The 24,987-nt window shown below is 70.4% G+C and carries 26 protein-coding genes and 2 riboswitches; of the genes, 10 read left to right on the top strand and 16 right to left on the bottom strand.

Going from position 1 to position 24,987, the window contains the following annotated elements:
• Positions 1-6 precede the first annotated feature (6 nt).
• A complete protein-coding gene (locus OHA21_RS41425; RefSeq protein WP_328464671.1) occupies positions 7-594 on the bottom strand; it encodes a TMEM165/GDT1 family protein in 588 nt (195 codons plus the stop codon).
• Positions 595-808: 214 nt separating this feature from the next.
• Positions 809-2,410 carry an alpha/beta hydrolase gene (locus tag OHA21_RS41420; protein ID WP_328464669.1) on the bottom strand — a complete coding sequence of 534 codons (1,602 nt, stop codon included), beginning with the start codon at positions 2,408-2,410 and terminating at the stop codon, positions 809-811.
• A 180-nt stretch (positions 2,411-2,590) separates the two neighbouring features.
• Here OHA21_RS41420 and OHA21_RS41415 point away from each other — a divergent pair, with 180 nt between their 5' ends.
• Positions 2,591-3,091, top strand: coding sequence for a hypothetical protein (locus OHA21_RS41415; protein ID WP_328464667.1), 501 nt, complete (start codon positions 2,591-2,593; stop codon positions 3,089-3,091).
• On the opposite strand, the gene OHA21_RS41410 is transcribed toward OHA21_RS41415, so the two are convergent.
• Entirely contained in the window at positions 3,063-4,658 is a 1,596-nt protein-coding gene (locus OHA21_RS41410) for an APC family permease (protein ID WP_328464665.1), read from the bottom strand. The genes OHA21_RS41415 and OHA21_RS41410 overlap by 29 nt on opposite strands.
• A 54-nt stretch (positions 4,659-4,712) precedes the next feature.
• On the opposite strand from OHA21_RS41410, the gene OHA21_RS41405 reads away from it, so the two are divergent.
• The 4 genes from OHA21_RS41405 (at position 4,713) to crcB (ending at position 9,050) form a co-directional block, all read left to right on the top strand.
• The gene (locus OHA21_RS41405; protein ID WP_328464663.1) at positions 4,713-7,040 is read left to right on the top strand and encodes a putative bifunctional diguanylate cyclase/phosphodiesterase; all 2,328 of its coding nucleotides are present in this window, start codon (positions 4,713-4,715) and stop codon (positions 7,038-7,040) included.
• A 47-nt stretch (positions 7,041-7,087) separates the two neighbouring features.
• Positions 7,088-8,125 (top strand): glycosyltransferase family 2 protein, encoded by a 1,038-nt coding sequence (locus OHA21_RS41400; protein ID WP_328464661.1) that lies wholly within the window; start codon positions 7,088-7,090, stop codon positions 8,123-8,125.
• 224 nt (positions 8,126-8,349) lie between these two features.
• Positions 8,350-8,694 carry a fluoride efflux transporter FluC gene (locus OHA21_RS41395; RefSeq protein WP_328464659.1) on the top strand — a complete coding sequence of 115 codons (345 nt, stop codon included), beginning with the start codon at positions 8,350-8,352 and terminating at the stop codon, positions 8,692-8,694.
• Entirely contained in the window at positions 8,691-9,050 is a 360-nt protein-coding gene (crcB, locus tag OHA21_RS41390) for a fluoride efflux transporter CrcB (protein ID WP_328464657.1), read from the top strand. Before OHA21_RS41395 ends, crcB begins: the two co-directional genes overlap by 4 nt.
• Here the strand turns inward: crcB and OHA21_RS41385 are convergent.
• The 5 genes from OHA21_RS41385 to OHA21_RS41365 all read right to left on the bottom strand — a co-directional run bounded on the left by OHA21_RS41385 (position 9,043) and on the right by OHA21_RS41365 (position 14,426).
• Positions 9,043-11,241 (bottom strand): MMPL family transporter, encoded by a 2,199-nt coding sequence (locus OHA21_RS41385; protein ID WP_328464655.1) that lies wholly within the window; start codon positions 11,239-11,241, stop codon positions 9,043-9,045. The two genes, crcB and OHA21_RS41385, sit on opposite strands and share 8 nt — an antisense overlap.
• A gap of 71 nt (positions 11,242-11,312) precedes the next feature.
• Positions 11,313-11,957, bottom strand: coding sequence for a response regulator transcription factor (locus OHA21_RS41380; protein ID WP_328464653.1), 645 nt, complete (start codon positions 11,955-11,957; stop codon positions 11,313-11,315).
• Between the two features lie 12 nt (positions 11,958-11,969).
• Positions 11,970-13,274 (bottom strand): sensor histidine kinase, encoded by a 1,305-nt coding sequence (locus OHA21_RS41375; protein ID WP_328464651.1) that lies wholly within the window; start codon positions 13,272-13,274, stop codon positions 11,970-11,972.
• A gap of 75 nt (positions 13,275-13,349) precedes the next feature.
• Positions 13,350-13,901 carry a hypothetical protein gene (locus OHA21_RS41370; RefSeq protein ID WP_328464649.1) on the bottom strand — a complete coding sequence of 184 codons (552 nt, stop codon included), beginning with the start codon at positions 13,899-13,901 and terminating at the stop codon, positions 13,350-13,352.
• A 9-nt stretch (positions 13,902-13,910) separates the two neighbouring features.
• The gene (locus OHA21_RS41365; RefSeq protein ID WP_328464647.1) at positions 13,911-14,426 is read right to left on the bottom strand and encodes a GNAT family N-acetyltransferase; all 516 of its coding nucleotides are present in this window, start codon (positions 14,424-14,426) and stop codon (positions 13,911-13,913) included.
• A 121-nt stretch (positions 14,427-14,547) separates the two neighbouring features.
• Between OHA21_RS41365 and OHA21_RS41360 the strand changes: the two genes are divergently transcribed.
• On the top strand, positions 14,548-15,027 hold the full coding sequence (locus OHA21_RS41360; RefSeq protein WP_328464645.1) for a response regulator transcription factor: 480 nt from the start codon (positions 14,548-14,550) through the stop codon (positions 15,025-15,027).
• A 1-nt stretch (position 15,028) separates the two neighbouring features.
• Here OHA21_RS41360 and OHA21_RS41355 read toward each other — a convergent pair whose 3' ends face one another.
• From OHA21_RS41355 to OHA21_RS41340, 4 genes are all read right to left on the bottom strand, one after another.
• Complete coding sequence (locus tag OHA21_RS41355) at positions 15,029-16,075, bottom strand: S66 peptidase family protein (RefSeq protein WP_328464643.1); 1,047 nt, start codon at positions 16,073-16,075, stop codon at positions 15,029-15,031.
• 13 nt (positions 16,076-16,088) lie between these two features.
• Positions 16,089-16,811 carry a zf-HC2 domain-containing protein gene (locus OHA21_RS41350; RefSeq protein WP_328464641.1) on the bottom strand — a complete coding sequence of 241 codons (723 nt, stop codon included), beginning with the start codon at positions 16,809-16,811 and terminating at the stop codon, positions 16,089-16,091.
• On the bottom strand, positions 16,808-17,329 hold the full coding sequence (locus OHA21_RS41345; RefSeq protein ID WP_328464639.1) for a sigma-70 family RNA polymerase sigma factor: 522 nt from the start codon (positions 17,327-17,329) through the stop codon (positions 16,808-16,810). The genes OHA21_RS41350 and OHA21_RS41345 overlap by 4 nt, the downstream gene beginning before the upstream one ends.
• 145 nt (positions 17,330-17,474) lie before the next feature.
• Positions 17,475-18,551, bottom strand: coding sequence for a neprosin family prolyl endopeptidase (locus OHA21_RS41340; RefSeq protein WP_328464637.1), 1,077 nt, complete (start codon positions 18,549-18,551; stop codon positions 17,475-17,477).
• Between the two features lie 373 nt (positions 18,552-18,924).
• On the opposite strand from OHA21_RS41340, the gene OHA21_RS41335 reads away from it, so the two are divergent.
• Both OHA21_RS41335 and OHA21_RS41330 read left to right on the top strand, forming a co-directional pair.
• Positions 18,925-19,440, top strand: a complete 516-nt coding sequence (locus OHA21_RS41335) for a cysteine dioxygenase (RefSeq protein ID WP_442874991.1) — start codon at positions 18,925-18,927, stop codon at positions 19,438-19,440.
• On the top strand, positions 19,437-19,832 hold the full coding sequence (locus OHA21_RS41330) for a rhodanese-like domain-containing protein (protein WP_328464635.1): 396 nt from the start codon (positions 19,437-19,439) through the stop codon (positions 19,830-19,832). The genes OHA21_RS41335 and OHA21_RS41330 overlap by 4 nt, the downstream gene beginning before the upstream one ends.
• Here the strand turns inward: OHA21_RS41330 and OHA21_RS41325 are convergent.
• From OHA21_RS41325 to OHA21_RS41315, 3 genes are all read right to left on the bottom strand, one after another.
• A complete protein-coding gene (locus OHA21_RS41325) occupies positions 19,829-20,392 on the bottom strand; it encodes a hypothetical protein (protein WP_328464633.1) in 564 nt (187 codons plus the stop codon). The genes OHA21_RS41330 and OHA21_RS41325 overlap by 4 nt on opposite strands.
• A gap of 38 nt (positions 20,393-20,430) precedes the next feature.
• A complete protein-coding gene (locus OHA21_RS41320; RefSeq protein ID WP_328464631.1) occupies positions 20,431-20,808 on the bottom strand; it encodes an Atu4866 domain-containing protein in 378 nt (125 codons plus the stop codon).
• A gap of 120 nt (positions 20,809-20,928) precedes the next feature.
• Positions 20,929-21,534, bottom strand: coding sequence for a TetR/AcrR family transcriptional regulator (locus OHA21_RS41315; protein ID WP_328464629.1), 606 nt, complete (start codon positions 21,532-21,534; stop codon positions 20,929-20,931).
• Between the two features lie 188 nt (positions 21,535-21,722).
• On the opposite strand from OHA21_RS41315, the gene OHA21_RS41310 reads away from it, so the two are divergent.
• Positions 21,723-22,619: an ABC transporter permease gene (locus tag OHA21_RS41310; protein WP_328464627.1), complete on the top strand. Its 897-nt coding sequence runs from the start codon at positions 21,723-21,725 to the stop codon at positions 22,617-22,619.
• Positions 22,612-23,382 carry an ABC transporter ATP-binding protein gene (locus tag OHA21_RS41305; RefSeq protein WP_328464625.1) on the top strand — a complete coding sequence of 257 codons (771 nt, stop codon included), beginning with the start codon at positions 22,612-22,614 and terminating at the stop codon, positions 23,380-23,382. Before OHA21_RS41310 ends, OHA21_RS41305 begins: the two co-directional genes overlap by 8 nt.
• Before the next feature lie 28 nt (positions 23,383-23,410).
• On the opposite strand, the gene OHA21_RS41300 is transcribed toward OHA21_RS41305, so the two are convergent.
• Entirely contained in the window at positions 23,411-24,445 is a 1,035-nt protein-coding gene (locus OHA21_RS41300; RefSeq protein ID WP_328464623.1) for a coiled-coil domain-containing protein, read from the bottom strand.
• Positions 24,444-24,578, bottom strand: a riboswitch (cyclic di-AMP (ydaO/yuaA leader). Its footprint overlaps the gene before it by 2 nt.
• Before the next feature lie 208 nt (positions 24,579-24,786).
• Positions 24,787-24,918, top strand: a riboswitch (cyclic di-AMP (ydaO/yuaA leader).
• Positions 24,919-24,987: the final 69 nt, after the last annotated feature.

The following is a 24,987-nucleotide window of genomic DNA, read 5'->3' as shown; positions in this document are numbered from 1 at the left end:
ACTCCCTTACCGAACCTCGATCACGCCTTCGGCGATCAGCCAGATGCCGAAGATAGCGAAGAGTGCCGCGGCGCCGTATTTGATCACCTTCTCCGGCAGGTGCCGGCCCAGGTAGCGGCCGACCAGGATGGCGAGCGCGTCGGCGGCCACCATACCGATCGTCGAGCCGATCCAGACGCCGAACCAGCCGTGCTGGGTGGCCAGCGTGATGGTCGCCAGCATGGTCTTGTCACCCAGCTCGGCCAGGAAGAACGCGCCGCCCACGGCCCAGATCGCCGAGCCGGTGGACCGCTCGGCCTTGCCCTTCTCCTCGTCGGTGAGGCTGTCGCCACGCAGCGTCCAGGCGCCGAACCCGAGGAAGGCGATACCGGCGATCAGGGAGATCCAGCCGGTGGGAATGGTGGCGCCGAGGCCGTAGCCGATGCCGACCGACACCAGGTGGACCACCGCGGTGGCCACGGTGATGCCGATCAGCACCGGCAGGGTCTTGAATCGGGTGGCGAAGGTCATGGCCATGAGCTGCGACTTGTCGCCCAGCTCGGCCACGAAGATGACCGCGAAACTGATGGCCAGTGCGGCCAGGAAAGCTTCCACGAACTGACTCCCGGTAGAGACGGCCGGGAGGGGGCGCAGGGCGACCTCGACCCGGCCGCAGTGAATACGGCCTGGTCGAAGGTCTCGCTCGCCTCAGCTGAGGCCGCACGGCCGGACCCCGGAAACCGGGATCAGTATGTCGACCGCGACATTGGGAGCTACTCCCCTTCGCGGGGTCGAGCATAGCTCACCGCGAAGGGGAGTGGCTCCCAGGTCAGCGCCCGACGATCAAGCGCTGGAGGCGGAGCCGGTCGCTGGGTGAACCGGCCCGCTTCCCGGCCGGGGCCGGCTCGGCGGAGACCGGGGTGGGCTGGGCGATCGGCTTGCACTGCTTGTCGGAGCGGTTCGCCTTCACCCGCTTCGGCAGCTTGCCGGACGCCAGGTAGTCGGCGATCGAGTCGTCGACACAGGCGTTGCCGAAGAGCGAGCCGGCGTGGGTGGTCCCGCCCAGACCCTCGATCAGCGCGGCCAGCGGGAAGCGACGACGGACCTCGAGGCTGCCGGAGTACGGGGTGGCCGCGTCCAGCGTCTCGCTGATCAGCAGAACCGGCGGCACCTTGCGGCCGTCCACCGCGGTGGGCTTCCCGGACCGCCCGGCCCAGTGCCGGCACGGCGCGTTGTACCAGGCGTTGCCCCAGGTCTCGAACGGCGCCTTGTGGTGCACCCGCCAGTTGTCCTTGACCCACTTGCGCCAGCTGGTCGGCCACGGCGCGTCGGTGCACTGCACCCCGAGGTAGATGGCGTAGCCGTTGTCTGAGCCCGGGCTCTGCGGGTGGTTCTCGTCGAAGAGCTTCTTGAGCGGCTGCGCGTCCTTCTTGTGGACCCATGCCGAGAACGCCCGGGCGGTCGCCTCCCAGCCGAAGATGTAATAGCCGGGCTGCAGGAAGATGTCGGTGAACTCGGCCGGGCCGATCACCCCGCCGGCCGGCTTGGCGGCCAGTTCGCGCAGCTGGCGGTAGTAGAGCTGTTCCACGGCTCGGGCGGAGCTGCCCAGGCGGTAGACGGCGTTGTGCTTGGCCAGCCAGGCGAAGTAGACCTTGATGCTGCGGTCGAAGGCGAGGTCCTGGTCGAGGTTGGAGCGGTACCAGACCCGCGTCGGGTCGACCACGCCGTCCAGGACCATCCGGTGCACCCGGTTCGGGTAGCGGGTGGCGAAGACCTGGGCCAGGTAGGTGCCGTACGAGAAGCCGTAGAAGCTGATCTTGTCGGTGCCGAGGGCCTGCCGGATGCTGTCGATGTCGCGCACCGAGTCCTCGGTGCGCAGGTGGTTCAGCAGGTTCCCGCCGGCCCGGGCACAGGCGGCCGCGTACGCACGGGTCTTGGTGTGCCAGGCGTTCTCGATCGACGCGCTGCTCGGCACGTACGCGGGCCGGTTGTAGCCCTGGTAGTCGCTGTCACAGGACAACTTCGGCTTGCTGGCGCCCACACCGCGCGGGTCGAAGCCGATCCAGTCGTACGCCGCCCCGGCGTCCTTCGGCACGTGCGTTCCGAGCGTGGCCAGGGCCAGGCCGGGCCCACCCGGGCCACCCGGGTTGACCAGCATGACGCCCTGGTACTGACCGGCCGGCACGGTGTGCTTGATCCGCGACACGGCGAGCTGGATCTTGGCGCCGGTCGGCGCGCGGTGATCCATCGGCACGCTCACGGTGCCGCACTCCGCGCCCTGCGCCTTCAGCGTCGCATCCGTGCAGGGGCCCCACGCGATCGCCGCCGGCTGGGTTTTGCGCTCGCCACTCTGCGTTTCGGCCTGTGCCGCCGTGACTCCGGCGCCGACCGCACAGAGCGCTACCGCGGTAGCCGCCCAGAATCTTCTCATCCTCGCCCCTTGTGTCCGATAGACCCTTTATGTTGCGGGTCAAACCGGACATGAGCACCGCTCCACGCCGGGTCACCCCACGATCGGGGTGCCGACACGGAGCGACGGACGGCCGGGACACCCCGACGCGCGTGCCCGGAATGCCCACACTCAGCCGGTTCGCCTGTCACCATGCGAACCATGGACGAGTTCTGGCTCCACCCGCGGCTGGGGACGGCAACTCGGGACGGCCGGGCCCCGCGGTACTACCTGGTGGCGCTCCAGCAGGCGGCGCAGACCCTGGACGCCGACCCGCACTGGCAACAGTGGTGGGACTGCTCCGGGTTCGCCGGCTGCGAGCTCGGCATCGTCACCGAGGGGCGGCTCGATCACCTGCGCCCCAGCGCCGACATCCGCCGCGTCGACGACCAGCTGCGGGCGAACTTCACCTGCGAGCTGCCGCCGGCCGGCAGCGACCGCGACGAGCTGGCCCGGCGGGCGACCACCGAGGTGCGCACCATGTTCGAGGTGATCCGGGAGGCGATGGCCCTGCCGGATCTGCCACCGACGCCCGCGCCCGCCCCGCTGCCGGAGAACCCGGACGAGGTGCGGGTGACCGCGAAGGCGCTCCCGTCCATCCCGCGCGAGCTGGAACCCCAGGGCTATCTGACGCTCACTCAGGTCCAGGACTTCTTTGGCTGACCTGGATCCGCTCCGGCCGATGGGCGCCGGGTGTGCGCTGCCGCGGGATCAGCGGAGGATCCGGCGACGGCCCGGGTTCGGCGGGTGACTGCGGGGTGATCACGACCGCGACGCCGTCGAGACCGATGCCGGCGTAGGCGACCGGGTTGACGCGGCGCAGTGCGGCGGCGTGCAGCAGGCCGAGCAGCAGGCAGCCGGCCAGCGCCGCCGGGACGGCCCGGACCAGCGCGTATCCGGCCGGCAGATCGAGCAGCGCGGGCAGATCCCGCAGGGCCAGCCAGGCGAGGCTGGCCAAGGACACAGTGGACAGAACGGGCGCGATGAAGCGGGCCCAGGCGCTTTCGGGGCCGGGCACCCGATTCAGGTGCAGCAGCGCGGCCAGCGACGTGATCACGAAGAGGACCAGGATGCTGAGCGCGCCGCCGATCAGCAGCCAGCGGGCGGTGGCGGGGCCCGGATCGGCGCCGGCCGCCCAGGCGCCGGCCAGGGCCGCCCCGGCGATCAGCGACTGGGTCAGGGAGGCCGCGCGGGGAGCGCCGGTACGCCGGCCGGTGTGTCCCAGTACGCCGGGAAGCACCCGCTCCCGTCCCATCGCAAAGAGGTAGCGGGCGATCGGCAGGTGCAGAGCGAGCAGCCCGGCCACAACCCCGCCGAACCACATCAACCGGGTCAGGGTCACCGCCCACGGGGCGAGCCGGTCGTCAGCCAAGTCGAAGATCAGCTCGACGCCGCCCGCGCCGGCCCGGCTGGTGATCGACCCGGGCCCGGCGGCGACGATCATCGACCAGGCGAGCCCGCCGAGCAGCAGGACGATCAGGACCACCGCGCCGCAGCCGGCCAGGGCGGTGGTGCGGCGCGGGCGCAGAGCCTCCTCCGCGTAGGTGCCGGTGGTCTCGAAGCCGGCGAAGGCCAGCAGACCGCCGGCGAGCAGCAGGCCGAGCGTCGGGCGGTCGACGGCGCCGAGGTCGGTGATCGTGATCGACTCGGTGGTGACGCGTCCCGCGTACGGCTCGATGACGTTGGCGGCGGCCAGCCCGGCCAGGACGGCCGCCTCCGCGCCGGCCAGCAGGGCGAGCACGCCGGCCGCGACCTCCAGCCGCATGGTGCCGCAGAGCGCGACGAAGGCCCAGCACGCGGCGGCCACCGCCCACCACGGCGCGGTGATGCCGAACCAGCTCCGCAACAGCGGCGCGGCTGCCACACCGGCGAGCACATATAGACCGAACTGGATCGCTTGGTAGCCGGCCACCGCGAGCCAGCCGGCCGCCAGACCGGCTGGACGGCCGAGGCCGCGAGCGACATAGGCGTACGCCGCACCGGCACTCGGGGACCGCCGGGCCATGGCCGCGTACCCGGTACAGAAGAGGACGAGGATCACCGCCACCGCGACGAACGCCAGCGGCACGAGCGGCCCCGCGCCGGTGGCCAGCGCAGACGGCAGAAGGGTGACGGCGGTGACGATCGGAACGGCTGCCGCCAGACCCAGAACGGCGACGAAGGCCGCGCCGATGCGGCCGGGAGCGAGCGCGCTCGATGGATCATCCTCCGGCGTATCCACGGACTCCATTCAGTCGCATCGCGCCCTCTTTGGCAACCTTACGTAGCGACCGCCTGACCGTTCGTGACCAGGTTGGCACGCGGCCCGGATTTCCCTCAAGTCGCCGCCCGGCCCGCCGACTGCAACCACGTGCTCGCCACCCAGCAACTGACGGAGTTCCTCGCCGTCGTCGCCGATCGGCCCGACGAGGCCGCCGCGCAGCACGCCGCCGTGGAGTGCGCGGTTCGCGCGCTCGAGGCCGACCTGGCAGTGCTCATGGTCGACGGGGGCGTGGTCGCGGCCGTCGGGCTGCCCGTCGAACGGATTCCCGCGTACCCGCTCTCCGAGATCGCCGCCGGCCGGCGCACCGTGCTGGAGGCCGACGGGTCCTCGTACGCGGTGGCCTGCGCCCCGCTGTCCGGCCCGTCCGCCGGTGTGCTCGCGCTCGGCCGCCGCAACGGCGAGTTCAGCGTCGAGGAGGTCTGCCTGCTCCGCGGCATGGCCCGGGTGCTCGAACTGAGCCTTCAGGCATTGCAGCTGATGGAGTCGGAGCGGCGCCAGGCCGCCGAGAACGGCCGGCTGATCGACTCGCTGCAGCGCCGGCAACGCCTCTTCGAGGAGCTGAGCACGGTGCAGCGGGCGATCGCCCGGCGCGAGCCGCTGCCGCGGGTCCTCGACATGATCACGGCCGGCGCCGCCGAGCTGATGAACGTCGAGATGGCCGGCCTCACCGTGCTGGACGCCGACGACCCGAGCCGGACCAGCCTGATCGCCTCCCGGGGCATCCCGGACGAGGCCGTTCCCCGGATGCAGGCGGTCCCGGTCGCCGCGCTCGGCGCCGCCGGACTGGCGATCATGGGAGACGAACTGGTCGCGGTCGACGACTACGCCAACTCGCCGATCGCCGTACCGGAAGTGGTCCGGGCCCGGCTGAAGAGCGTCATGGCGGTGCCGGTACACGAGAACGGCGTGGTGGTCGGGGCGATGTTCGTCGGCTCGTACAGCGGCCTTAGGGAGTGGGACAAGCCGTCCCAGGAGATCCTGCTGGCGTTCGCCGAGCACGTGAGCCTGGCCATCACCGACGCCCGCACGCTGCACGAGATGAACCAGGCGTTCCGCGACTCGCTGACCGGGCTGGCCAGCCGCTCGCTCTTCGTGACCCGGATGGAGACGGCGCTCGACGCCTCCCGGCCGGGCGGCGCGGCGGTGCTGCTGGTCGACCTCGACCGGTTCAAGGTGATCAACGATGCGCTCGGGCACGTCGCCGGCGACCGGTTGCTCGTCGCGGTCGCCGACCGGCTCCGCGAGTGCCTGCGTACCGGTGACACCGCCGCCCGGCTCGGCGGTGACGAGTTCGCGGTCCTGCTGCCGGAGATCGGCGGCGCGGAGGCAGCGGTTCCGGTGGCCCGGCGGATCGTGGCCGCGCTGCGCGAGCCGTTCGACCTGGACGGGCGGGAGACCTTCGTGACCTGCAGCGTGGGTGTCGCGTACGGCGAGAACGGCGCCGAGGACGCCCAGGAGCTGCTGGTCCGCGCCGACCTGGCGATGTTCGAGGCGAAGAAGCAGGGCAAGGACCAGTACGCCGTCTTCGAGCCGGCGATGCGCGAGTCCTTCCAGAAGCACCTGGAGATGGAGGCCGACCTGCGCCGCGCGGTGCTGCGGCACGAGTTCGAGCTGCGGTTCCAGCCAATCGTACGGCTGCGCACCGGGGAGATCTCCGGACTGGAGGCGCTGGTCCGCTGGCAGCACCCGGACCGCGGGATGATCCCGCCGCTGGACTTCATCCCGCTCGCCGAGGAGACCGGGATGATCGTCCCGATCGGCGAATGGGTGCTGCGGGAGGCATGCCGGCAGGCGGCCGCCTGGAACACCCGGCGCGACGGCCGGCCGCCGCTCACCGTCAGCGTGAACCTCTCCGCGGTGCAGCTGGACCGCGCCGACCTGCCGGACGTGGTGCGTTCCGCGCTCGACGACAGCGGGTTGCCGGCGCACTGCCTGGTGATCGAGCTGACCGAGTCGCTGCTCGTCGATCACCGGCCGGAGACGCTGCGCCGGCTCGAGGCGATCAAGGAGCTGGGCGTACGCCTGGCCATCGACGACTTCGGCACCGGGTACTCCTCGCTCGCCTACCTGCGCCGGTTCCCGGTCGACATCATCAAGATCGACAAGTCGTTCGTGGACGACGTCGGCGACGAGCCGGCCGCCGCGGCGCTCACCCTGGGCATCATCCAGCTCGGGCAGGCGCTGCAGCTCTCCACGGTCGCCGAGGGCATCGAGGACGCCGGGCAGCTCAGCGAACTGGCCGACGGCAACTGCGAGCTGGGCCAGGGCTACTACTTCGCCGAGCCGCTGACCGCCGAGGGCATGCACGCGCTGCTGTTCCCGGATGTTGCCGATGACGTAGATCCATGACAACTGTGGTTACCCTGAGCTTCATTTAGGGGGCCGACGGTGAACACATGGATGTTCTGCTGACCGTCGTGGTGCCGGTCTACGCGGTCGAGGACTACCTCCACCAGTGTCTGGACTCGCTGCGCGCCGGGCTCACCGCCGAGGAGAACGCGCAGGTCGAGGTGATCGCCGTCGACGACGCGTCGCCCGACTCGTGCGGCGCGCTGCTGGATGCGTACGCGGATCGTCACGGCGGCCTGCGCGTGCTGCACCTGGAGAGCAACGTCGGCCTGGGCCTGGCCCGCAACGCCGGCCTGGCCGAGGCCCGCGGCCGGTACGTGTGGTTCGTCGACAGCGACGACTGGCTGCCCGAGGGCTCGATGCGGGCCGTGCTGGACCGCCTCCGCGAGACCGGCCCCGACGTGCTGCTCGTCGACCACCTGCGGGTCCACGAGGGCGGCGTCGTCAAGACCGACGCGAGCTCGCCGCTGCTGGCCGGGCCGCCCACCCTGGAGCGGCTGCTCGGGGTGCAGCACACCGCCTGGAACCGGATCATCCGCCGGGAGCTGCTGGCCGAGCACGACCTGCACTTCCCGGAGGGCTGGTACGAGGACGTCGCGTTCAGCAATCCGGTGCTGATCGCCGCCGAGCGTCTCGACGTGCTGAACCGGGTCTGCTACCACTACCGGATCGGCCGGACCGGCGCGATCACCGGTTCCCGCAGCAGGCGGCACTTCGAGGCCTTCGAGCAGTACGACCGGCTGCACGAGCGGCTGGACCGGACCGGCGCCGGCCCCGGGGTACGCGCGCGGGTGTTCAGCCTGATGATCAGTCACCTGCTCGTGGTGGCCGGCAACGACACCCGGGTGCACCCGAGCCACCGCCGCGCGTTCTTCCGCGAGATCGCCGCACGGTATCGCCGGTACCGCCCGGACAGCTATCTGCCGCCGGGCGGCACGCCGGGTATCAAGCACCGGCTGGTCGCGGTGAACAGCTACCCGGCGTACGCCGCGATGCGCGCCGGTTTCCGGCTTGCCGGGCTGCGGCGCCGGACCCCCGCGGCGCCGGTTGCCGTTCCTGCGGCGCCGGAGCGGGTCCTGCTCTGACGACCTCGACCACCTGCCCTGGCCCGGCGGCCGCGTTTCGGCCGCGCCCCGGCAGGTGGTCGCGTCCCGGTCGGGGAAAGCTTCGATGCCCGTACCCCGATATTTTGATCTTGGCCTAAAGTGGACAGTCGGTGCTCGGCGGAACGAGCGCCCCGGGACCGGCCGGGGGGACGCCGCCACGTCTCCCCGGCCGCCCGGCTCCCGGTGGGCTAACGTCCCTGGTGATGGATCTCGACGTGGACCGGCCGGCGCTGCTGGCCGTCGCTGCCGGTGGCGTGCTCGGCGCGGTGACGCGCTACGGCGTCTCGGCCGCCTGGCCGGGCACGCCCTGGGCCACCTGGGTGGTCAACATCTCCGGCTGTTTCCTGATCGGCGTGCTCTACACGGTGATCGACCGGCGGCTGCCGCGCCTCTTTCTCGGCACCGGGGTGCTCGGCGGCTACACCACCTTCTCCACCGCCACCGCGCAGGTCTCCGAGGCCGGCCTGGGTTATCTGGCCGCCACCCTGGTCGGTGCCCTGCTGGCGGTCTGGGCGGGCAGCGCCCTGGCCACGGCCGTCCGCCGATGACCCTGCTTCTGGTCGCCCTGGGCGCGGCCGCCGGGGCGCCGCTGCGCTATCTCACCGACCGGTTCTTCCAGGTCCGCTACGGTCCGGCGTTCCCGTGGGGCACGCTCGTGGTCAACGTCGCCGGCTCGTTCGCGCTCGGGCTGGTCCTCGCCGTCCCGCTGGGCCCCGGTGTGGTCGCGCTGCTCGGGACCGGGTTCTGCGGGGCGCTGACGACGTACTCGACGTTCAGCTGGGAGACGCTCACCCTGGCCCGGCGCGGTGAGATCGTCACCGCCATCGGATATCCGCTGCTCAGCATCACGGCCGGACTGGGCGCCGCCCACCTGGGCGGCGCCCTCGCTCAGCTGGTCAGCTGACCGTCGTCAGCTCCCGCTCGGCCGGCGGCGGGGTGACCGCCGCGGGCGGCTCGTGGGCGATCTCCGGCAGCCAGCGCAGGCCGCGGGGCAGCCACCAGTTCGCCCGGCCGAGCAGCGTCATCACGGCCGGCAGCAGCACCGCGCGGACGATCGTCGCGTCCAGCAGGACCGCCGCCGCCAGGCCGACGCCGAGCTCCTTCGTGGCGGTCAGCGGAAGCGTGGCGAAGAGCGCGAAGACCGCGACCATCACCACCGCGGCGCTGGTGATCACGCCGGCCGTGCTGCCGATGCCGTCGCGCACCGCCTCGCGGATCGGCAGACCCCGGTCGTGTCCCTCGCGGATCCGGCTGACCACGAAGACGTGGTAGTCCATCGAGAGGCCGAACAGGATGACGAAGAGGAAGAGCGGCATCCAGTTGGTGATCCCCCCGCCGGACACGAAGTTGAGCTGGTCCTCGAAGTGGCCGTACTGGAAGACGAAGACCAGCATGCCGTAGGCGGCCGCCACCGAGAGCAGGTTCAGCGCCACGCCGGTGATCGCGATGACGACCGAGCGGAACGAGACCAGCAGGAGCAGGAACGCCAGCCCGAGTACGAAGGTGAAGACCCAGGGCAGGCTCTCCTCCAGCCGTTCGTTGTAGTCGACGCTGCCCGCGGTCATGCCGGTGACCAGCGCGGTCGTACCGGGAAGCGCTCCGAACGTCTCGGGGACCACCTCGCCGCGCAGCAGGTTCAGCGCGCTGATCACCTCGGCGCTCTCCTCCTTGCCGGTCAGGCCGACGGAGACCACCGCGACGTTCCCGGCCGGGTTGACCTCGACGTCGATCGGCTCGACCAGCTTGCCGCCACTGGCCTGTACCGCGGACCGGAACTCGGCCAGCGCCTGATCGAACTGCGCGCCCTTGACGGTGTCCGCCTGCACGACGACCTGCGCCGGCGTGGTCTTGCTGGGGAACGCCTCGCCGATCGCGAGGAAGGCCTGCACCACCGGCGCGTCCGGGGACACGTCCTGGATGCCCTGACCCTTGGTCTTCAGATCCAGGGCCGGCGCGGCGAGCGCGCCCAGGGCCGCCACCGCAACCACCGCAGAGATCAACGGCTTGGCGAGTACGAGCTTCAGCAGCCCGTTCCACACCCGGCCCTCGCTGTTCCGGCGGTACAGGCCGGGGATCTTGACCGCGTCTACCCGGTCGCCGAGGGCCGACAGCAGAGCCGGCAGCACGGTCAGCGAACCCAGCACCGCGGTGGCGACCACCAGAATCGTGCCGGTCGCGAAGCTGACGAACGTGACGTCACGGGTGAAGAACATGCCGGCCATGGCCACGATCACGGTGAGCCCGCTGACCCAGATCGACCGGCCGGACGTCTGCGCGGCGATCATCAGTGCCCGGTGCGGATCCGCGCCCTTGCGCCGCTCGTCGCGTTCCCGCCGGATGTAGAAGAGGCAGTAGTCGACACCGACCGCCAGGCCGATCAGCAGCATCACGTGCGTGGTCTCGTCCACCGCCGGCGCGAACCGGCTTGCCACGGCCATCAACCCGATCGCGGCGACCACCGACATGACCGCCAGCGCCACCGGCAGCAGCGCGGCCACCACGGCGCCGAAGGCGACCAGCAGGATGCCGAGCGTCACCGGGATGGACAGCAGCGACAGCCGGGTGAGGCCCTCCTCCAGCTCGTCACCGATCAGCTTGTCCCCGCTCGCGTCACCGGCCTCGGCGATGTAGAGATCCGGGTGGGCGGCCTGCACCTTGGACACCGTGTCCAGCGCCGGGCCGACCCGGTCCCCCGCGGTCTCCGCGTCACCGCCGATGGTGAACGAGATCAACGTCGACCGGCCGTCCGGCGACTCGATCGGCGCCTGTACGTCGGTGACGTCCGTGGTCGACTTCAGCGCCCGGGTGACCTCCTCCGCAGCGGCCACCCGGTCCCTGCCGGCCCGGTTCTGGATCAGCACCATCTCACCGGCCGGCTGCTCCGGGAAACCGGCCGCCTCGACGATCCGGTCCGCGTCGCCGGAGTCCCCGTGCCCCGCCTCGGCGTAGTTGGCCTGTGTGGTCCCGAGCTGTGCGCTGAGCATGACCGTGGCCGCGACGAAGGCGATCCAGCCGATGATGGCGAGCGCCCGATGGCGGGCGCTCCACATCGCGACGCGCGCCGCGATTCCCTTGACGTTCCCCCTGTTGTCCATGGTGAGAACGCTATGAATTCCGAAGTGGCTGGACGATCCGGCGAGCACCCCGGTCCGGGGTAGTGCTAGCCCTACGTCTGGAGGTAGGCCAGCACCGCCAGGACCCGCCGGTGCTGCTCCTCGTCCTGGTGCAACCCGAGCTTCGTGAAGATGTTGCGCACGTGCTTCTCCACCGCGCCCTCGGTGACCACCATCTTGCGGGCGATCGCGGTGTTCGACATGCCCTCGGCCATCAGGCCCAGCACCTCGCGCTCACGCGGGGTCAGGCTGCGCAGCGGGTCGTCGCGGTGCCGGCGGACCAGCAGCTGGCCGACCACCTCGGGGTCGAGCACGGTGCCGCCCTCGGCGACCCGGTTCAGCCCGTCCAGGAAGTCGGCGACCAGCGACACCCGGTCCTTGAGCAGATAGCCGACCGCCCCTCGGCGATCGGCGAGCAGATCATCGGCGTAGGAGACCTCGACGTATTGGGAGAGCACCAGGATCGGACTGCCCGGCACCGCGGCCCGCGCCTCGACCGCGGCGCGCAGCCCCTCGTCGGTGTGCGACGGCGGCATCCGGACGTCCACGATGGAGACGTCCGGACGGTGTTCCTTGATCGCCTCGACCAGGGACGGCCCGTCGCCGACGGCCGCCACCACAGTGTGACCGTTCTCCTCGACGAGCCGTACCAGGCCCTCTCGCAGCAGGACGGCATCGTCGGCAATCACCACACGCATGCCGCCATGCTGTCAGATCGGCAATGCCGCCGTGAGCCGCGTCCCTTCGCCTTCCGGACTCTCCACCGCCATCACCCCGCCGGCCGCCCGGACCCGGTCGTCGAGTCCGGCCAGACCGTGACCCTTGGCGAGGCTGGCCCCGCCGATCCCGTCGTCGGCGACGGTGACCAGCAGGCCGGTGGCGATCCGCTGCACACTCACCTGCACCTCGCTGGCGTGGCTGTGCTTGGCGACGTTGGTCAGGGCCTCGGCCACCACGAAGTACGCAGTCGACTCGACCGACGGGTCGAGGCGCTCGATCGGCGGCGCGTCCAGGTCGACCGGCACGGTGCACCGGCCGGCGAGCGCGGTCAGCGCGGCCTGCAGTCCCCGGTCGACCAGGATCGGCGGGGCGATGCCGCGGGAGAGGGCACGCAGCTCGTCCAGGGTTTCCCGGGTCTGCGAGAGCGCCTCGGCGACGGTGGCCCGGGCCGCTTCCGGGTCGGTGGCGAACTGCTGCTCGGCCCGGCCCAGGTCCATGGCCAGCCGCACCAGCCGCTGCTGCGGGCCGTCGTGGATATCGCGTTCCAGCCTGCGCAGCGCGACCGCCTCGGCCGAGACCGCGGCCGCCTTCTGCTGCTGGGCGATGTCCCGGTCCGCGTTCGCCTGGGCGACCTGCTGCCGCAGGTCGTCGACCCGGCTGAGCAGAAGCTGCGCGAAGAACGCCTCGAAGAGGGCGGCGCCGCGGACCACCGGGTAGAGGGTGGCGCCGAAGATCAGGCCGATCATCACGTTGACGCCGATCCGGGTGCCGGCGGTGTCCTGGAAGCCGAGGAACTCCGGCAGCTCGTAGTTGGCCTCCGGGTGCGGCAGCGTCCAGTCGTAGAACGGGTAGGTGAGGCCGGCCACGGTCACCGACCACCAGGTGATGACGAAGCAGAACGCCAGGGTGCTCGGGATGAACCGGAAGATCCCGTGCACCATGTCCAACCAGGACTGCGCGTCGGCGAGTGGGGACAGCATCTTGCGTACCCAGCCGTCGGCGCGGGCGGTGCGGTACATCGGGTGCGGGATCCTGCGCCGCAGCACCGGTCCCATCCGGGCCCGCTCCAGGATGGCGAAGCCGCGGGACATCCCCAGAGTGGCGACCAGGATCGGCAGGCCGACCCAGATGATCACGGTGCCGATGCCGACCGCGAACCCGGTCAGGCAGAGCACGATCGTGATCAGACCGATCGGGAACCCGAGAAGCACGTACTGGGTGTCGATGCCCAGCTGGCGCAGGTAGCGCCCGGCCAGGCTCGACTGGTTCGCCGAATCGGCGTAGGTCGTCGTCATGTCGTTCACGCTAGGCAATCGGGGCCTCCTCTCCGATCCCGCGAGCCGCCCGATCGACAGTAGGGTTAACCCGACCTACGGCTGCCGGAACGCGCCCGCGTTGACCGCCTCGGCAACCGCGGCCACCGCGTTCGCCGTCTCCTCCGGCGTCAGATCCAGGTCCGCGGTGTCGAGGGGGGTACCGGCGGAGTCTTCCACGGTTGCACCGGCCCACTTCGCGAGCTGGATCGCCGCCGTGCCGATCGGGCCGGCACCGTCCGCGATCAGCACGGTCCGGCCGGCCAGCGAGCCCGGGGTGAGCCGGTCCGGGCCGCCGGTGGCCCGGGTCAGGCACCGGTGCGCTTTCAGGGCCGGCAGGCCCAGGAGGGCGCCGACCTCGAACGGGACGTAGTCGTGCATCCGGACGGCTTGGTGACGGGGCAGCACGACATAGTCCTGCGTGGTTTCGGCGGCCCAGAGCCACACCCGGTCGCCCGGCTCGAGGTCGCGTACGCCCTCGCCGAGCGCGTCCACCACACCGGCGCCGTCCTGGTTCATGACGCGTACGCGTACCTCCCCGGCGCCGGCCACCGGCAGCTTCCGGTCGGCGCTCGGGAGGACGGACTCGCGGGAGACGGCAGCACGCATGCCCCAACCCTATGAGCCGGCCGGAAGATCGCGTCGCATGGTCAGGCGGGGCCAGCGGTCCAGCCCGTGCGCGGCCTCCTCGGCCCGGATCTCCCGCAGCCCCGGCGTCAGCTCGCTGTCGGCCAGCCGCCGGAAGCCCAGCCGCTCGTAATACGGCGCATTCCAGGCCACCTCGGCGAAGGTGGTCAGCGTCAGCGCGGCCGAGCCGCAACTCCGGGCCCAATCCGCGACGTGCGTGATCAGATCACGACCGAGACCACGGCCCGCGTACGCCGGATCGACCGAAACCTGCTCGATGTGCACCAGCCCGTCCACCCACTCGGCGATGAGGTAGCCCACCGGCCGGTCCACCTCGTCGACGACCACCCACGCCCGCCCGTCCCGCTGGTATTCCAGCAGCTCAGCGGCGGGCAGCGCCTCATCGCGGGCCACCTCGTCCATCCCGATCGCGGCGAACGACCGCCCGGCCGCCACCTCGATCTCCCGCAGCCGCTCGATCTCCGTAGCTCGCGCCGGTCTGATCACGCGCCCATTCGACCAGTTCACCGCTTCAGGTGGCGAAGCATTTAGCGGCGGTTGGCCTCAGCGGAGCAACGAGGTTGCCGAACTGGAGTACAAGTGCACAGCAGTGTCCCTGGAGGTTCGCGTGCCTACCGTGCTGATCGCCGACGACGAGATAGACCATCGGGAACTCCTGAAGTTGGCTCTGCACCGGCTGGGCTTCGACGTGGTGACCGCTTGTGACTCGGTGAGCGCCATCGACGCCATCGCCCACGGCGGCGTCGACGCGGCCCTGATCGACGTGCGGATGCCCGGCGGATCGGGCATCGAGTTGTGCCGTCGCATCCGCAGCGACCCGGAGACCCAGGACATGCCGATCATGGTGGTCAGCGCCGACGTGCACCGCCAGCAGATCATGACGGCGCTGCACGCCGGTGCGGACGACTTCCTGGCCAAGCCGTTCAGCCGGGCCGAACTCACCAGCCGCCTGGAGGACCTGCTGCGGCAGCGGCACAGCGCGGCGATCCGCTCGGCGGCCGCGGCCCGCGCTGCTCTGCTCGCGGCCCGCCAGGCCGTGCCGCCGGCCACCCCGGCGACCCACCGCGAATATCGGCACACGGCCTGAATCAGTAGTGCGCGATGATCCGTCGCGCCGGGCCGTCGACCGTGATCCGGCCGCCGTACGGCAGCACCCACTGCGGGTCGGTGTGCCCGAAGTCCACGCCGAAGACCGCCATCGCCTCCGGGTTGTACGCCTCCAGGGCCCGCAGCACCGCCGCCCGCTGCTCGTCCCGGTACTTCTGCCGGTCCTCCGGCGGCCGTGGCGCGGCGAAATGCGTGGCCTTGGCGGTCGCCACCAGCACCGCCGGGAACTGCTGCAGCAGCCCGCGCTCCCCGGCATTGCGCAACATCCGGAAGACCTCCAGCTCGGGTGGCATCTCCTCGGACGTCTCCAGCAGCAGCACGCAGCCCGCGTAGTCACCGGACGGGCGGACCCAGCGCCCGGCCGCCAGATTCCAGTGCAGGATCTCCAGATTGCCGCCCCAGGCCGGGCCGGTGACCACCCGGTCCGGCCGGTGCCAGCTCCACCCCGGGCTCGGGATCATCGGCGCCGACTCGGTGAGCGACCGGGGGTCCTCCCAGTTCACCTCCTCCTCGGCGAACGCGGCGACCGGCCGGATCTCCCGGTCGCCGGTCTCGAAGAGGGCCGCACGCAGCGACTCCAGGTGTTCCGGCCGGATCCCCTCGCCCTGCGCGAGATGCATCTGGGTCGATCCACCGTGGTACGCCGCGATGCCGTGGTACCAGAGCCAGTTCAGCAGGTTCGTGTTGTCCGAGAAGCCGAAGAACGGCTTCGGGTCGGCCCGGAACGGCGTGGGATCCAGGTACGGCAGCACGGTGATCTGGTCGTCCCCGCCGATCGTCGCGAAGACCGCCCGGATCGCCGGATCCGCGTACGCCGCCATCAGGTCGGCGGCCCGGTCCGCCGGCGTGGCGCCGAGCTGCCGGGTCGTCGGGTACTCCACCGGCTCCAGCGCCAGCTCCGCACGGATCCGCCGGATCGCCTGCTCGTGCAGCTCCGGGAACAGACCCGGCGCCGCGAAGGCGGGCGAGACGACGGCCACCCGATCACCCGGGCGCAGTTTCGGGGGCATACGGAATTCGGGTCGCATGCCCCCACATCTTTCACGTCACCGAAGCGGTGCCAAGCACTTTTCCGTCCCGGTCGGTGATCAGCACCGCGTCCACGTCGCCGATCTTGAACGAGCTCGCGCCGTTCACCTTGGCGCTGCCGTTTCCGGTGTCACCCCAGACCGCGGACTGTTCCGTACCGCCGCCCTTGCTGCGCATCAGGCACAGGAACGGCCCGTTGCCGGACATCTTGCTCACATCCAGCGCGATCGCCACACCCCACTCCTTCGGGGTGAGGACCGCCGATCCGGTCAGCCCGCTGCCGGGCGCCGACTCGAACCGGGTGGTCACCAGCTCCACGCTGGGCAGCGCCTCCGGCACCGTGCCGGGCTGCACCCGGCCGTTGGTGAAGATCCCGTAGCCGATCGCGGCGGCCGCGATCATCACGACCGCGGCGGCGGCCAGCCACCGCACCCGGTTGACCCGGGTCTCCCTGGTCTTCTCCGCCCGCATCCGGCTGAGCAGGCCTTCGATGTTCTGCTGGCTGGGCCGCGCGGTCGGGGCGACCGCGAGCGGTGCGCCACCACCCAGGTGCCGCGCGTCCGGCAGACGCTGCAGCATTTCCGGTACGGGAGCCAGCCGGTCGAGTTCGGCTCGGCAATCCGCGCAGTCGTGCAGGTGCTCGTCGAGCCGATCGGTGTCGGCCTCGTCGAGACCGCCGAGGAGGTAACCGCCCAACAACCGGTGCAGGTTGTCGTGTTCGTCGAGGTCGCTCATCGCAGCATCCCCATCTCCTCGAACACCGTACGCAGCGCGCGCACCGCGTAGTAGGCGCGCGATTTCACCGTGCCCTCCGGCACCGACAGCCTCCGCGCCGCATCCGCCACGCTCTGCCCCTCGTAATACATCGCCTGGATGACGGCCCGATGCTCCGGGGAGAGACGCTCCAGCGCCTCCGCCACCAGCCACCCTTCCACCATCTGATCCACATTGTCCGCCGACGGCACCGAATTGACCGCGTTCTCGTCGGCGACCAGCCGGGGACGACGCTGTTCGGCGCGCCAGGCGTTGGTCACCACGTTGCGGGCGATGGTCAACAGGTACGACCTGGTCCGGCCCGGTTCCGGGTCCAGATGGTCGATGTGCTTCCAGGCCCGTAACAGTGTCTCCTGCACCAGGTCCTCCGCTTTGTGCCGATCCGAGACGTACCGGGACACAAAGTTGATCAGGACTGAGTAGTGCTCGGTGTAGAGCGCGGTCATCAGCTGCTCGTCGGGGCTCACCCGTCGCTTCATCGGCGCCAGCTCCCCTCGGGTTCCGCCCGGCCACCCGCATGTACATCCTGGCATGCGGTCCGGTTCAAGTACTGTCGGCGAAAAGGCGAAAAACATCGATGCCCGGTCCCACGAGGGGAACCGGGCATCGAGTTGATCTAGCAGGTCAGCAGGCTCCGGAGCCGCCGTAGCGGAACGTACGGGCGCTCAGCTTCTCCACGCTGTAGTAGTCGCTGGTGCTGCGGACCTTCATCTCCACCGGCGGCCCGTTGAGGTACGAGACGCTGCCGACCTTGGCCGCGGTGGTGTCGGCGCCACCCTTGCCGTTGCCCATCTCGGTGCACGGGGTCGCGGTGGTCGCGGCGACCTCACCGAAGATCTGCACCAGACCGCTGCGGGTGAACTTGCCGCCCCACAGCTCGCCGGGGAAGTAGCCGACCCACTCGGTGTCGTACGCCACCCACCAGTCGCCGTTGAAGTTCTGGATGCCGAACTTCTTCTGGGTGTCCTGCACCAGGGTGTCGCCCGGCTTGATGGTCTTGCTGTACTGCACGAAGCCGCAGCCGTTGTAGCAGCTCGTCTGCCGGTCGACCCAGTGGTAGACGAACAGGTGCGGGTCGTCGTCGCCGTTGACCACCCGGTCGACGGTCCAGCCCACCTCGACGATCTGCTTCCCGTCGGCGGACTGCACGGCGATCTCGGCCAGCGTGTGGTAATCGCTCTTGGCCAGCTTGGGCTTGCTGATGGTGAGGTTCGCGTACGCCGCGTCGGCCTCGGCGGACTGCGAGCCCACGTTGTAGAGGAAGTGCACCGTCGGCCTGGCCGCGGCGTCCGGGCTCTCGGTCGGCACCGGCTCCGGCGGGACGACCGTGGTCGTCTGGGTCCGCAGCGATTCGGTCCGGTTGGTCCGGCCCTTGGGCGCCCGGTCCCGGCCGCGGTCCTCCGAGTGCGCGGCACTGAGCCCGGCCGCCTTCAGCGACTTGCTGGTGGCGCCGAACCGGCCGGTTCGAACTTTGCGGGGCCGCTCGCCCCACGGGAGATTGGTCGGCGGTTTCGCGACCGACTCGGCGGGCGCCGCCGCCTCCGCGGTGTCGGCCGGCGCGACGTCGGCGGGCGCCACCGCGGGTGCCGGCGCATCCGGGATCTGTTCGGCGCCCGCGTTGAGAGTCGAGACGACTCCGATCGCGCCGACCACAGCGGCGCTCAGGCCGGCGGCAAGCAGTCCGCGGCGTGACTTCAACACGTGTCCGTCCTCGTTGCTCGGGGCATCGGAGGCGATACGCGGGCGGCCTCCGGCAACCGGTTCTCAGCGGCGCCGCTCACGATATAGCTTTCTCGATTGGCCAGATACCGGCTGACCAGCAATTCCTCCGTTACGGCGGACCGGGGTAGGCCGAACTGGTGACAGACAGGCCACTTTGGTCGACGCAGCGTATCGATACCGTCGCGTATTGAAGTTTTTCGCACCACCTTCAGAAAGAGGCAAAGCTCTTGAAGCCTCTTTCGGGGACGTGCATCGCGGCCGAGCGCCGACTTCGCGATTCGGAAACCGCGGCCACGATCTTGTGGTAAAACCTATTGAGCCTATAGGGTATGTATGTGAGTTGGGAGCTGTCATGATCCGCGCCGCCGTCCGCCTCGATCACCTCGCCATCGCCCGTCAGTACGCGGCCGGCGCCGGCCTCTGGCCGGTCGCGCCCCGCTTCGATCCGGTCGAACGGTGGTATCACCGTCTCGCGGTCGCCGACGATCATGAGGTCTGGTTGCTCACCTGGCTACCCGGCCAGGCGACCGAGATCCACGACCACGGCGGCTCGGCCGGCGCGTTCCACGTCCACGAGGGCACCCTGACCGAAGACACGGTTTCGACCGGTCCCGCCGACTCCCCTCGGGTCACCTCCCGCTCCGCCCGGGTCACCTCCCGCTCCGCCCGGGCCACCTCGCGTGAGCTGGGCGAGGGCGCCGGGCGCCGGTTCGGCAGCCACCACATCCACCGGATCATCAACCGGTCCGGCCGGCCGGCGATCAGCGTGCACGTGTACGCGCCGGCGCTGACCACCATGACCAAGTACCGGATCGGGCCGGCGGGCCTCGAGGTGCTCACGGTCGAGCGGGCCGGTGCGCAGTGGTGACCACACCCCCGCCCGGATCCCGCGGGATCGACGAGATCCTGGCCGAGGCGCGTACCCGGCTGCGCCGGCTGGGACCGGAGGAGACGCACGCAGCGCTGAGCGACGGCGCCGTCCTGGTGGACATCCGGCCGGCTGCCCAGCGCGCCGAGTTCGGAGAGATCCCGGGCGCCGTCGTGATTGAGCGCAACGTGCTGGAGTGGCGGCTGGACCCGCGCTCCGACGCCCGGCTGCCGTTCGCCGGCGACTACGGGCTGCGCGTGATCGTCACCTGCCAGGAGGGCTACACCAGCAGCCTGGCCGCCGTCGCCCTGCACGATCTGGGCCTGCGGGAGGCGACCGATCTGGCCGGCGGCTTTGCCGCCTGGAAGGCCGCCGGTCTACCGGTCCGCTAGAGGGGGTAGACGATGCCGGAACGGCCGCTGTAGAGGTGACGCGTTCCGTCCCTCTCGTGACCGGTGTTCGGCGCGTCCAGCCAGACGATGTACGCGGCACCCGTCTCCAGGCCGGTGATCGTGGCGGTGACCGTGCAGCCGGTGCCCGGAGAGACCCGCTGCCACGTCGGCTCCGGCTGCGCCCCGGAGACCAGCGCCTGCGGCACCGCGGTCACCCGGTAGTCGGAGCTGTACTGCGTCGGCCATTCGACCTTGAGCGAGCCGGCGCCCGGCGTCACCTCGACCGGGATCATCACCGGCTCGGTACGCGGCCAGAGCTTGGTGCAACTCGGGTCGGGAGCCGGCAACGAGGCGGTGGCGTCCGGCGACGGACTGGCGGCCCGGCCGCGCGACGGGGCCGGGCTGGGCGTGGCCGCGCCCTCCTCGTACAGCATCCAGGGCTCGGCTGCCTGCTCGGCGGCCGACGAGGCCTGTGGGGTGTCACCGAGGCCCAGCGCGGCGCACCCGCCAAGCGCCAGCGAGAGAGCGGCCAGAGCGATCGCGGTCTTCGTGTGGCGCATGCCTGCAGAATCGGCCGGCGCCGTCCCGGGTTTAGCCCTCAGCCCGCCGGGAGCAGGCGATGTCCGGCCATCTCGAGTTCGCCCTCGTGCACGGTCACCGGCGTGTTCAGGCCGGAGTCGTCGTGAAGCAGCACCGAGGCTCCCTCGACCTGGTACGTGCCGCGAGCCGGGCGGCGGCGGCCGGCCACCTCGCCGGCGTACGTACCGTCGGTGCGCAGCCGCAGGCAGACCACACCGTCGGCGCTGCGCCACGCGCCGACGACGGCGGCGCCCGTCATCACCTTCGGGCGGCTCTTCGCCGGCCGCGAGCCCGGGTCCGCCGCGCCGCCCATGGCGATGGCGAGCAGCGCGGTGGAGTCCAGCACTGTGGTTTCCAGCACAGTGCGGTCGGTACAGGTGTCACTGAGAGAGGTCATCTTCTCCGGCTCCGGGGGGATCGGGTCGGGGTCAGCCCCTTCCTTCGGCCCCCACGGCGCGGAGCGCAGACTTTTCTGAGTTGCGAACGGGTGCGAATCGGTGAGCACCCGGTCGCCGGCTCAATCCCCTCCGGCGCCCTTCAGAGCGGCCGTCACGGCTGCCGCGAGCTTCTCCAGGTCGTCGTCCCGCAACGGTTGCCGGGCCACCGCCAGACGCCAGTACAGCGGGCCGAGGATCAGGCCGACGGCGAGGTCCGCATCCGTACCCTCGGGCAGCTCGCCCCGGGCGATCGCCTGACCGACCAGCTTCTCGCCCACCGCCTGCTGATGGGTCTGCAGCGCACGCTGCAGCGTCTCGGCGATCTGGGGGTTGCGAGCGGCCTCGGCCATCAGGTCCGGGATGATCTGCGAGGCGATGCGGTGTTGCAGCGCCCGGCTCACGATCATCATCAGGAGTTCGAGATCACCGGCGAAACTCCCGGTGTCCGGAAGGGGAACCTTTCGCTCCGCCACGTCCGAGATGATCTCCAGGACCATCTCCAGCTTGTTGCTCCACCGCCGGTAGATCGCGGTCTTGCCGACCCCCGCGCGGCGGGCCACCGCCTCGATGGACAATCGGCCGTAGCCGACTTCCGCCAACTCGTTCATGACCGCGTTGCGGATCGCCACGGTGATGTCACCTCGGAGCACCGCCGCTCCGGCTGGTGCGCGCTTAACTGTCGCCACAGAGTCACTATAACGCTACGACGTTACGGTTGCGTTCCGCCGTTTGGTCAGCTACCGTTTACAGCCACGTCGATACGAGCCCGTTTCATCGGTGTCGGTGGGTGCCTGTCATGCTGCTAGCTGTGTTCTCGCGTAAGTCACCGGAAGCCGCCGCCTCCCACGGGCTGACAAGATCGGAGCACCACCCCATGCCAGAGACGGCGGTCGCCGACGCCGACACCGGGCTTTCCCTCAAGGAACTGGCCCGGCGGCACGGCCTCAGCGCGTCGGGACGGCTCCCCAGCCTCCCGGAGTACGCGCGCCACCTGTGGGCTTACCGGCACTTCATCCAGGCGCACGCGAGCGCGAAGACGAGTTCGGCGCTGGGCAACACCAAGCTCGGCATGATCTGGCAGGTCCTCACGCCGATCATCAACGCCGCCGTCTACTACGTGATCTTCGGCATCATCCTGGGCGGCCGGAACGGCGTCGACAACTTCATCGCGTACCTCTGTGCCGGCGTGTTCGTCTTCGGCTTCACCCAGTCGGTGGTGCAGTCCGGGCAGAACGCGATCACCGGCAACCTCGGCCTGATCCGCGCCCTGCACTTCCCGCGGGCCAGCCTGCCGCTGTCGGTCGCCCTGGTGGAGATCCGCAACTACGTCGTGGCGCTGATGGTCCTGATGGGCATCATGCTGATCACCGGTGAGCCGATCACCGCACAATGGCTGCTGGTCATCCCGGTGGCGCTCCTGCAGGCGGTCTTCAACACCGGTCTGGCGCTGTTCATGGCCCGCTTCGGCTCCAAGGTGCGCGACATCAAGCAGCTGATCCCGTTCATCATGCGGTTCTGGCTGTACGGGTCTGCCGTGCTCTACCCGGTGACCCTGTTCGAGCAGCACCTGCAGGGCTGGGCGCTCGCCCTGGTCGAGGCGAACCCGCTGCTGATCTTCATCGAGCTGATGCGTCACTCGCTGATGGAGGACGTCCCGCTGGCCGGCCAGCCGACCCTGCTGTGGATCCAGGCGGTCGTCTGGACGGTGCTGGTGGGCCTGGGTGGCTTCGTCTACTTCTGGCGCGGAGAGAAGGGCTACGGCCGTGGCTGACAACGATCGCATTCCGACCGTCATCGCCGACAACGCCCATGTGATCTACAAGGTGCACAGCTCGGCCACGGCCGGGCAGACCAGCCCGCTGGCCAGCTTCAAGCGGCTGGTGACCAGCAAGACGGTGAACGTGCGCGAGGTGCACGCGGTCAAGGGCGTCAGCTTCGTGGCGTACCGGGGTGAGGCCATCGGCCTGATCGGCAGCAACGGCTCGGGCAAGTCGACCCTGCTGCGCGCCGTCGCCGGCCTGCTCCCGGTGGCCCACGGCAAGATCTACGCGGCCGGGCAGCCGTCACTGCTGGGTGTCAACGCGGCACTGATGAACGAGCTGCCCGGCGAGCGCAACGTCGAGCTGGGCTGCCTCGCGATGGGCATGTCGCCGGCCGAGGTGAAGGCGAAGAAGGACGAGATCATCGCATTCTCCGGCATCAACGACCGGGGCGACTTCGCCTCGCTGCCGATGCGGACCTATTCGTCGGGCATGGCCGCCCGGCTGCGCTTCTCGATCTCCGCGGCGAAGCAGCACGACGTGCTGCTCATCGACGAGGCCCTGGCCACCGGTGACGCCAAGTTCCGCCGCCGCAGCGAGGCACGGGTCCGCGAGCTGCGCGCCAACGCCGGCACGGTGTTCCTGGTCAGCCACAGCGAGCAGTCGATCCGGGACACCTGCGAGCGGTGCATCTGGCTCGAGTCCGGCCTGATCCGGGCCGACGGCCCGACCGCTGACGTGCTCCGGGAGTACGAGGCCTTCTCTCGCAAGTAGGCCCCGCACTCCCGCGGTTCGGACCCGTTCAGTTGACCGACAGGTGCACGTGGTTGGTGTGGTCGCTGGACGGGTCGCCACCCGCCCCGCTGTACGACTTCCAGCCACTGCTCGGCAGCCAGATCCGGCGGTACCAGATCACGTAGAGCACGTGCAGCTCGTCGGCGTTGTTGATGAAGTAGTTCGCCAGGTTGTCGCCGTACGTCCGGTCCCCACCGGTGGCGTCGCCACCGAAGGTGCCCTTCTCGGCGGAGAAGTCACAGGCCCGGCCCTTCGGGTGCTCACCGCTGTTCTGCTCGCGGAAGCACTTGGTGAACCGCGTGAACCCGTCGCTGCGCGCCTGCTCCAGCGCGTGCAGCGTGCGCGGGGTGAGGCAGCCGCTGGTGGTCGGGTCGCCCTCCGTGCAGCCGTTGCCGGCGCTGGGCGCCGGGTCGGCCGAGGCGCTGCCCCCGCCGTCACTCGCCCGGGAGGCGTCCGCACCCTGGTTGGCCTTCTTGAGCGCGGCCTCGGCCTGAGCCTTGCGCTTGGCCATCACGTTGACCTGCGTCTGCTCGTCCCGGACGGCCTGGTCGATGGCGATCTTGGCGCGCTGCTGCGCGGCCCGGGTCTCCTTGAGATCCGCGATCGCCGCGTTCTGCTGCGCCGCCACGGTGGCCAAAGTCTCGGCCCGGTCCAGGAAGGTGTCGCTCGAGTTCGCGGTGATCAGGGCGGACATCGGACCGAGCCGGCCCGACGTGTACGCCTGCTGGGCGATCTCGTCGAGGGCCTTCTGCTGGGGGCCGAGGGCGGCATCCAGCCGCTTGATCTCGGCGGCCAGGTCGGTCTGCCGCTTCTGGGACTTCTTGAGCTTGGCCTTCGCCTCCACGAAACCGCTGGAGGCCGCTTCGAGTTGTTCGACGAGGGACTTGGAACCACCCTCACCGTCGTCACCGGTGTCGCCCGGGGCGGCGAGGGGGCGGGGGGCCGCGGTGGCCGGCGTCGCGGCGACGGCCAGCCCGCACACGGCGACGAGCACCGCCAGCAGCGGTGCTAATCGCCGCGCAGTCTGATCCTGCACAGGCATTTCCTTCCGTCGGCCGCCGGCCGGGTTAGCTGACGGGTTCGGGACGAAGGAAATCCCTACCGCGGAACGCGGATTCACCCCGGAGAATGTGGTTCCCCGGCTCGCCGTAACGGCGATTAGGCGGCGGTCCCCGGTCGGGAACCGGCTCCGACCATACCCACTACATCGACAGATCGACAGTTCTCGTACGCACGGCAATTGGTCGCACACGGCAGGTGATCTGATTACAGAAAGTCGTTGCCCGGTAACGAATTTGACGGTTCCGTGGGTCCTGATGCGCGGCGATATCTCGGGTAAACTGGCCGCCGGTCCTGCCAGGACGGCACCGCCCCCGAGTTGCCGGCAGGCCGCCGCCCAATCGCCGAAAGGCGAGCCGGGGAACCAGGTCACTGGGGTGAATCCGCGTAATGCGGTAGGGATTGCTTCCGTCCCGAACCCGTCAGCTAACTCGGTCGGCGGTGACAAGGAAGGAACTGTTGATGACCGTAAGTCCCCGCCGGTGGCTGACACTTGCCCTGGCACCGCTCGTGGCTGTCGCATTG

It is taken from the genome of Actinoplanes sp. NBC_00393 (assembly GCF_036053395.1).
Lineage (GTDB): Bacteria > Actinomycetota > Actinomycetes > Mycobacteriales > Micromonosporaceae > Actinoplanes.
The sequence above is the reverse complement of the archived record's forward strand: the minus strand, read 5'-3'. Positions and strand labels throughout refer to the sequence as shown.

Coding starts and splice junctions, on each gene's coding strand:
- OHA21_RS41370 (WP_328464649.1), bottom strand. CDS start 13,901: ATGCGTGCTGCCGTCTCCCGCGAGTCCGTCCTCCCGAGCGCCGACCGG.
- OHA21_RS41385 (WP_328464655.1), bottom strand. CDS start 11,241: ATGGACAACAGGGGGAACGTCAAGGGAATCGCGGCGCGCGTCGCGATG.
- OHA21_RS41420 (WP_328464669.1), bottom strand. CDS start 2,410: ATGAGAAGATTCTGGGCGGCTACCGCGGTAGCGCTCTGTGCGGTCGGC.
- OHA21_RS41395 (WP_328464659.1), top strand. CDS start 8,350: ATGGATCTCGACGTGGACCGGCCGGCGCTGCTGGCCGTCGCTGCCGGT.
- OHA21_RS41325 (WP_328464633.1), bottom strand. CDS start 20,392: ATGCGCCACACGAAGACCGCGATCGCTCTGGCCGCTCTCTCGCTGGCG.
- OHA21_RS41345 (WP_328464639.1), bottom strand. CDS start 17,329: ATGAAGCGACGGGTGAGCCCCGACGAGCAGCTGATGACCGCGCTCTAC.
- OHA21_RS41320 (WP_328464631.1), bottom strand. CDS start 20,808: ATGACCTCTCTCAGTGACACCTGTACCGACCGCACTGTGCTGGAAACC.
- OHA21_RS41335 (WP_442874991.1), top strand. CDS start 18,925: ATGATCCGCGCCGCCGTCCGCCTCGATCACCTCGCCATCGCCCGTCAG.
- OHA21_RS41355 (WP_328464643.1), bottom strand. CDS start 16,075: ATGCGACCCGAATTCCGTATGCCCCCGAAACTGCGCCCGGGTGATCGG.
- OHA21_RS41415 (WP_328464667.1), top strand. CDS start 2,591: ATGGACGAGTTCTGGCTCCACCCGCGGCTGGGGACGGCAACTCGGGAC.
- OHA21_RS41375 (WP_328464651.1), bottom strand. CDS start 13,274: ATGACGACGACCTACGCCGATTCGGCGAACCAGTCGAGCCTGGCCGGG.
- OHA21_RS41380 (WP_328464653.1), bottom strand. CDS start 11,957: ATGCGTGTGGTGATTGCCGACGATGCCGTCCTGCTGCGAGAGGGCCTG.
- OHA21_RS41300 (WP_328464623.1), bottom strand. CDS start 24,445: ATGCCTGTGCAGGATCAGACTGCGCGGCGATTAGCACCGCTGCTGGCG.
- OHA21_RS41410 (WP_328464665.1), bottom strand. CDS start 4,658: ATGGAGTCCGTGGATACGCCGGAGGATGATCCATCGAGCGCGCTCGCT.
- OHA21_RS41350 (WP_328464641.1), bottom strand. CDS start 16,811: ATGAGCGACCTCGACGAACACGACAACCTGCACCGGTTGTTGGGCGGT.
- OHA21_RS41400 (WP_328464661.1), top strand. CDS start 7,088: ATGGATGTTCTGCTGACCGTCGTGGTGCCGGTCTACGCGGTCGAGGAC.
- crcB (WP_328464657.1), top strand. CDS start 8,691: ATGACCCTGCTTCTGGTCGCCCTGGGCGCGGCCGCCGGGGCGCCGCTG.
- OHA21_RS41310 (WP_328464627.1), top strand. CDS start 21,723: ATGCCAGAGACGGCGGTCGCCGACGCCGACACCGGGCTTTCCCTCAAG.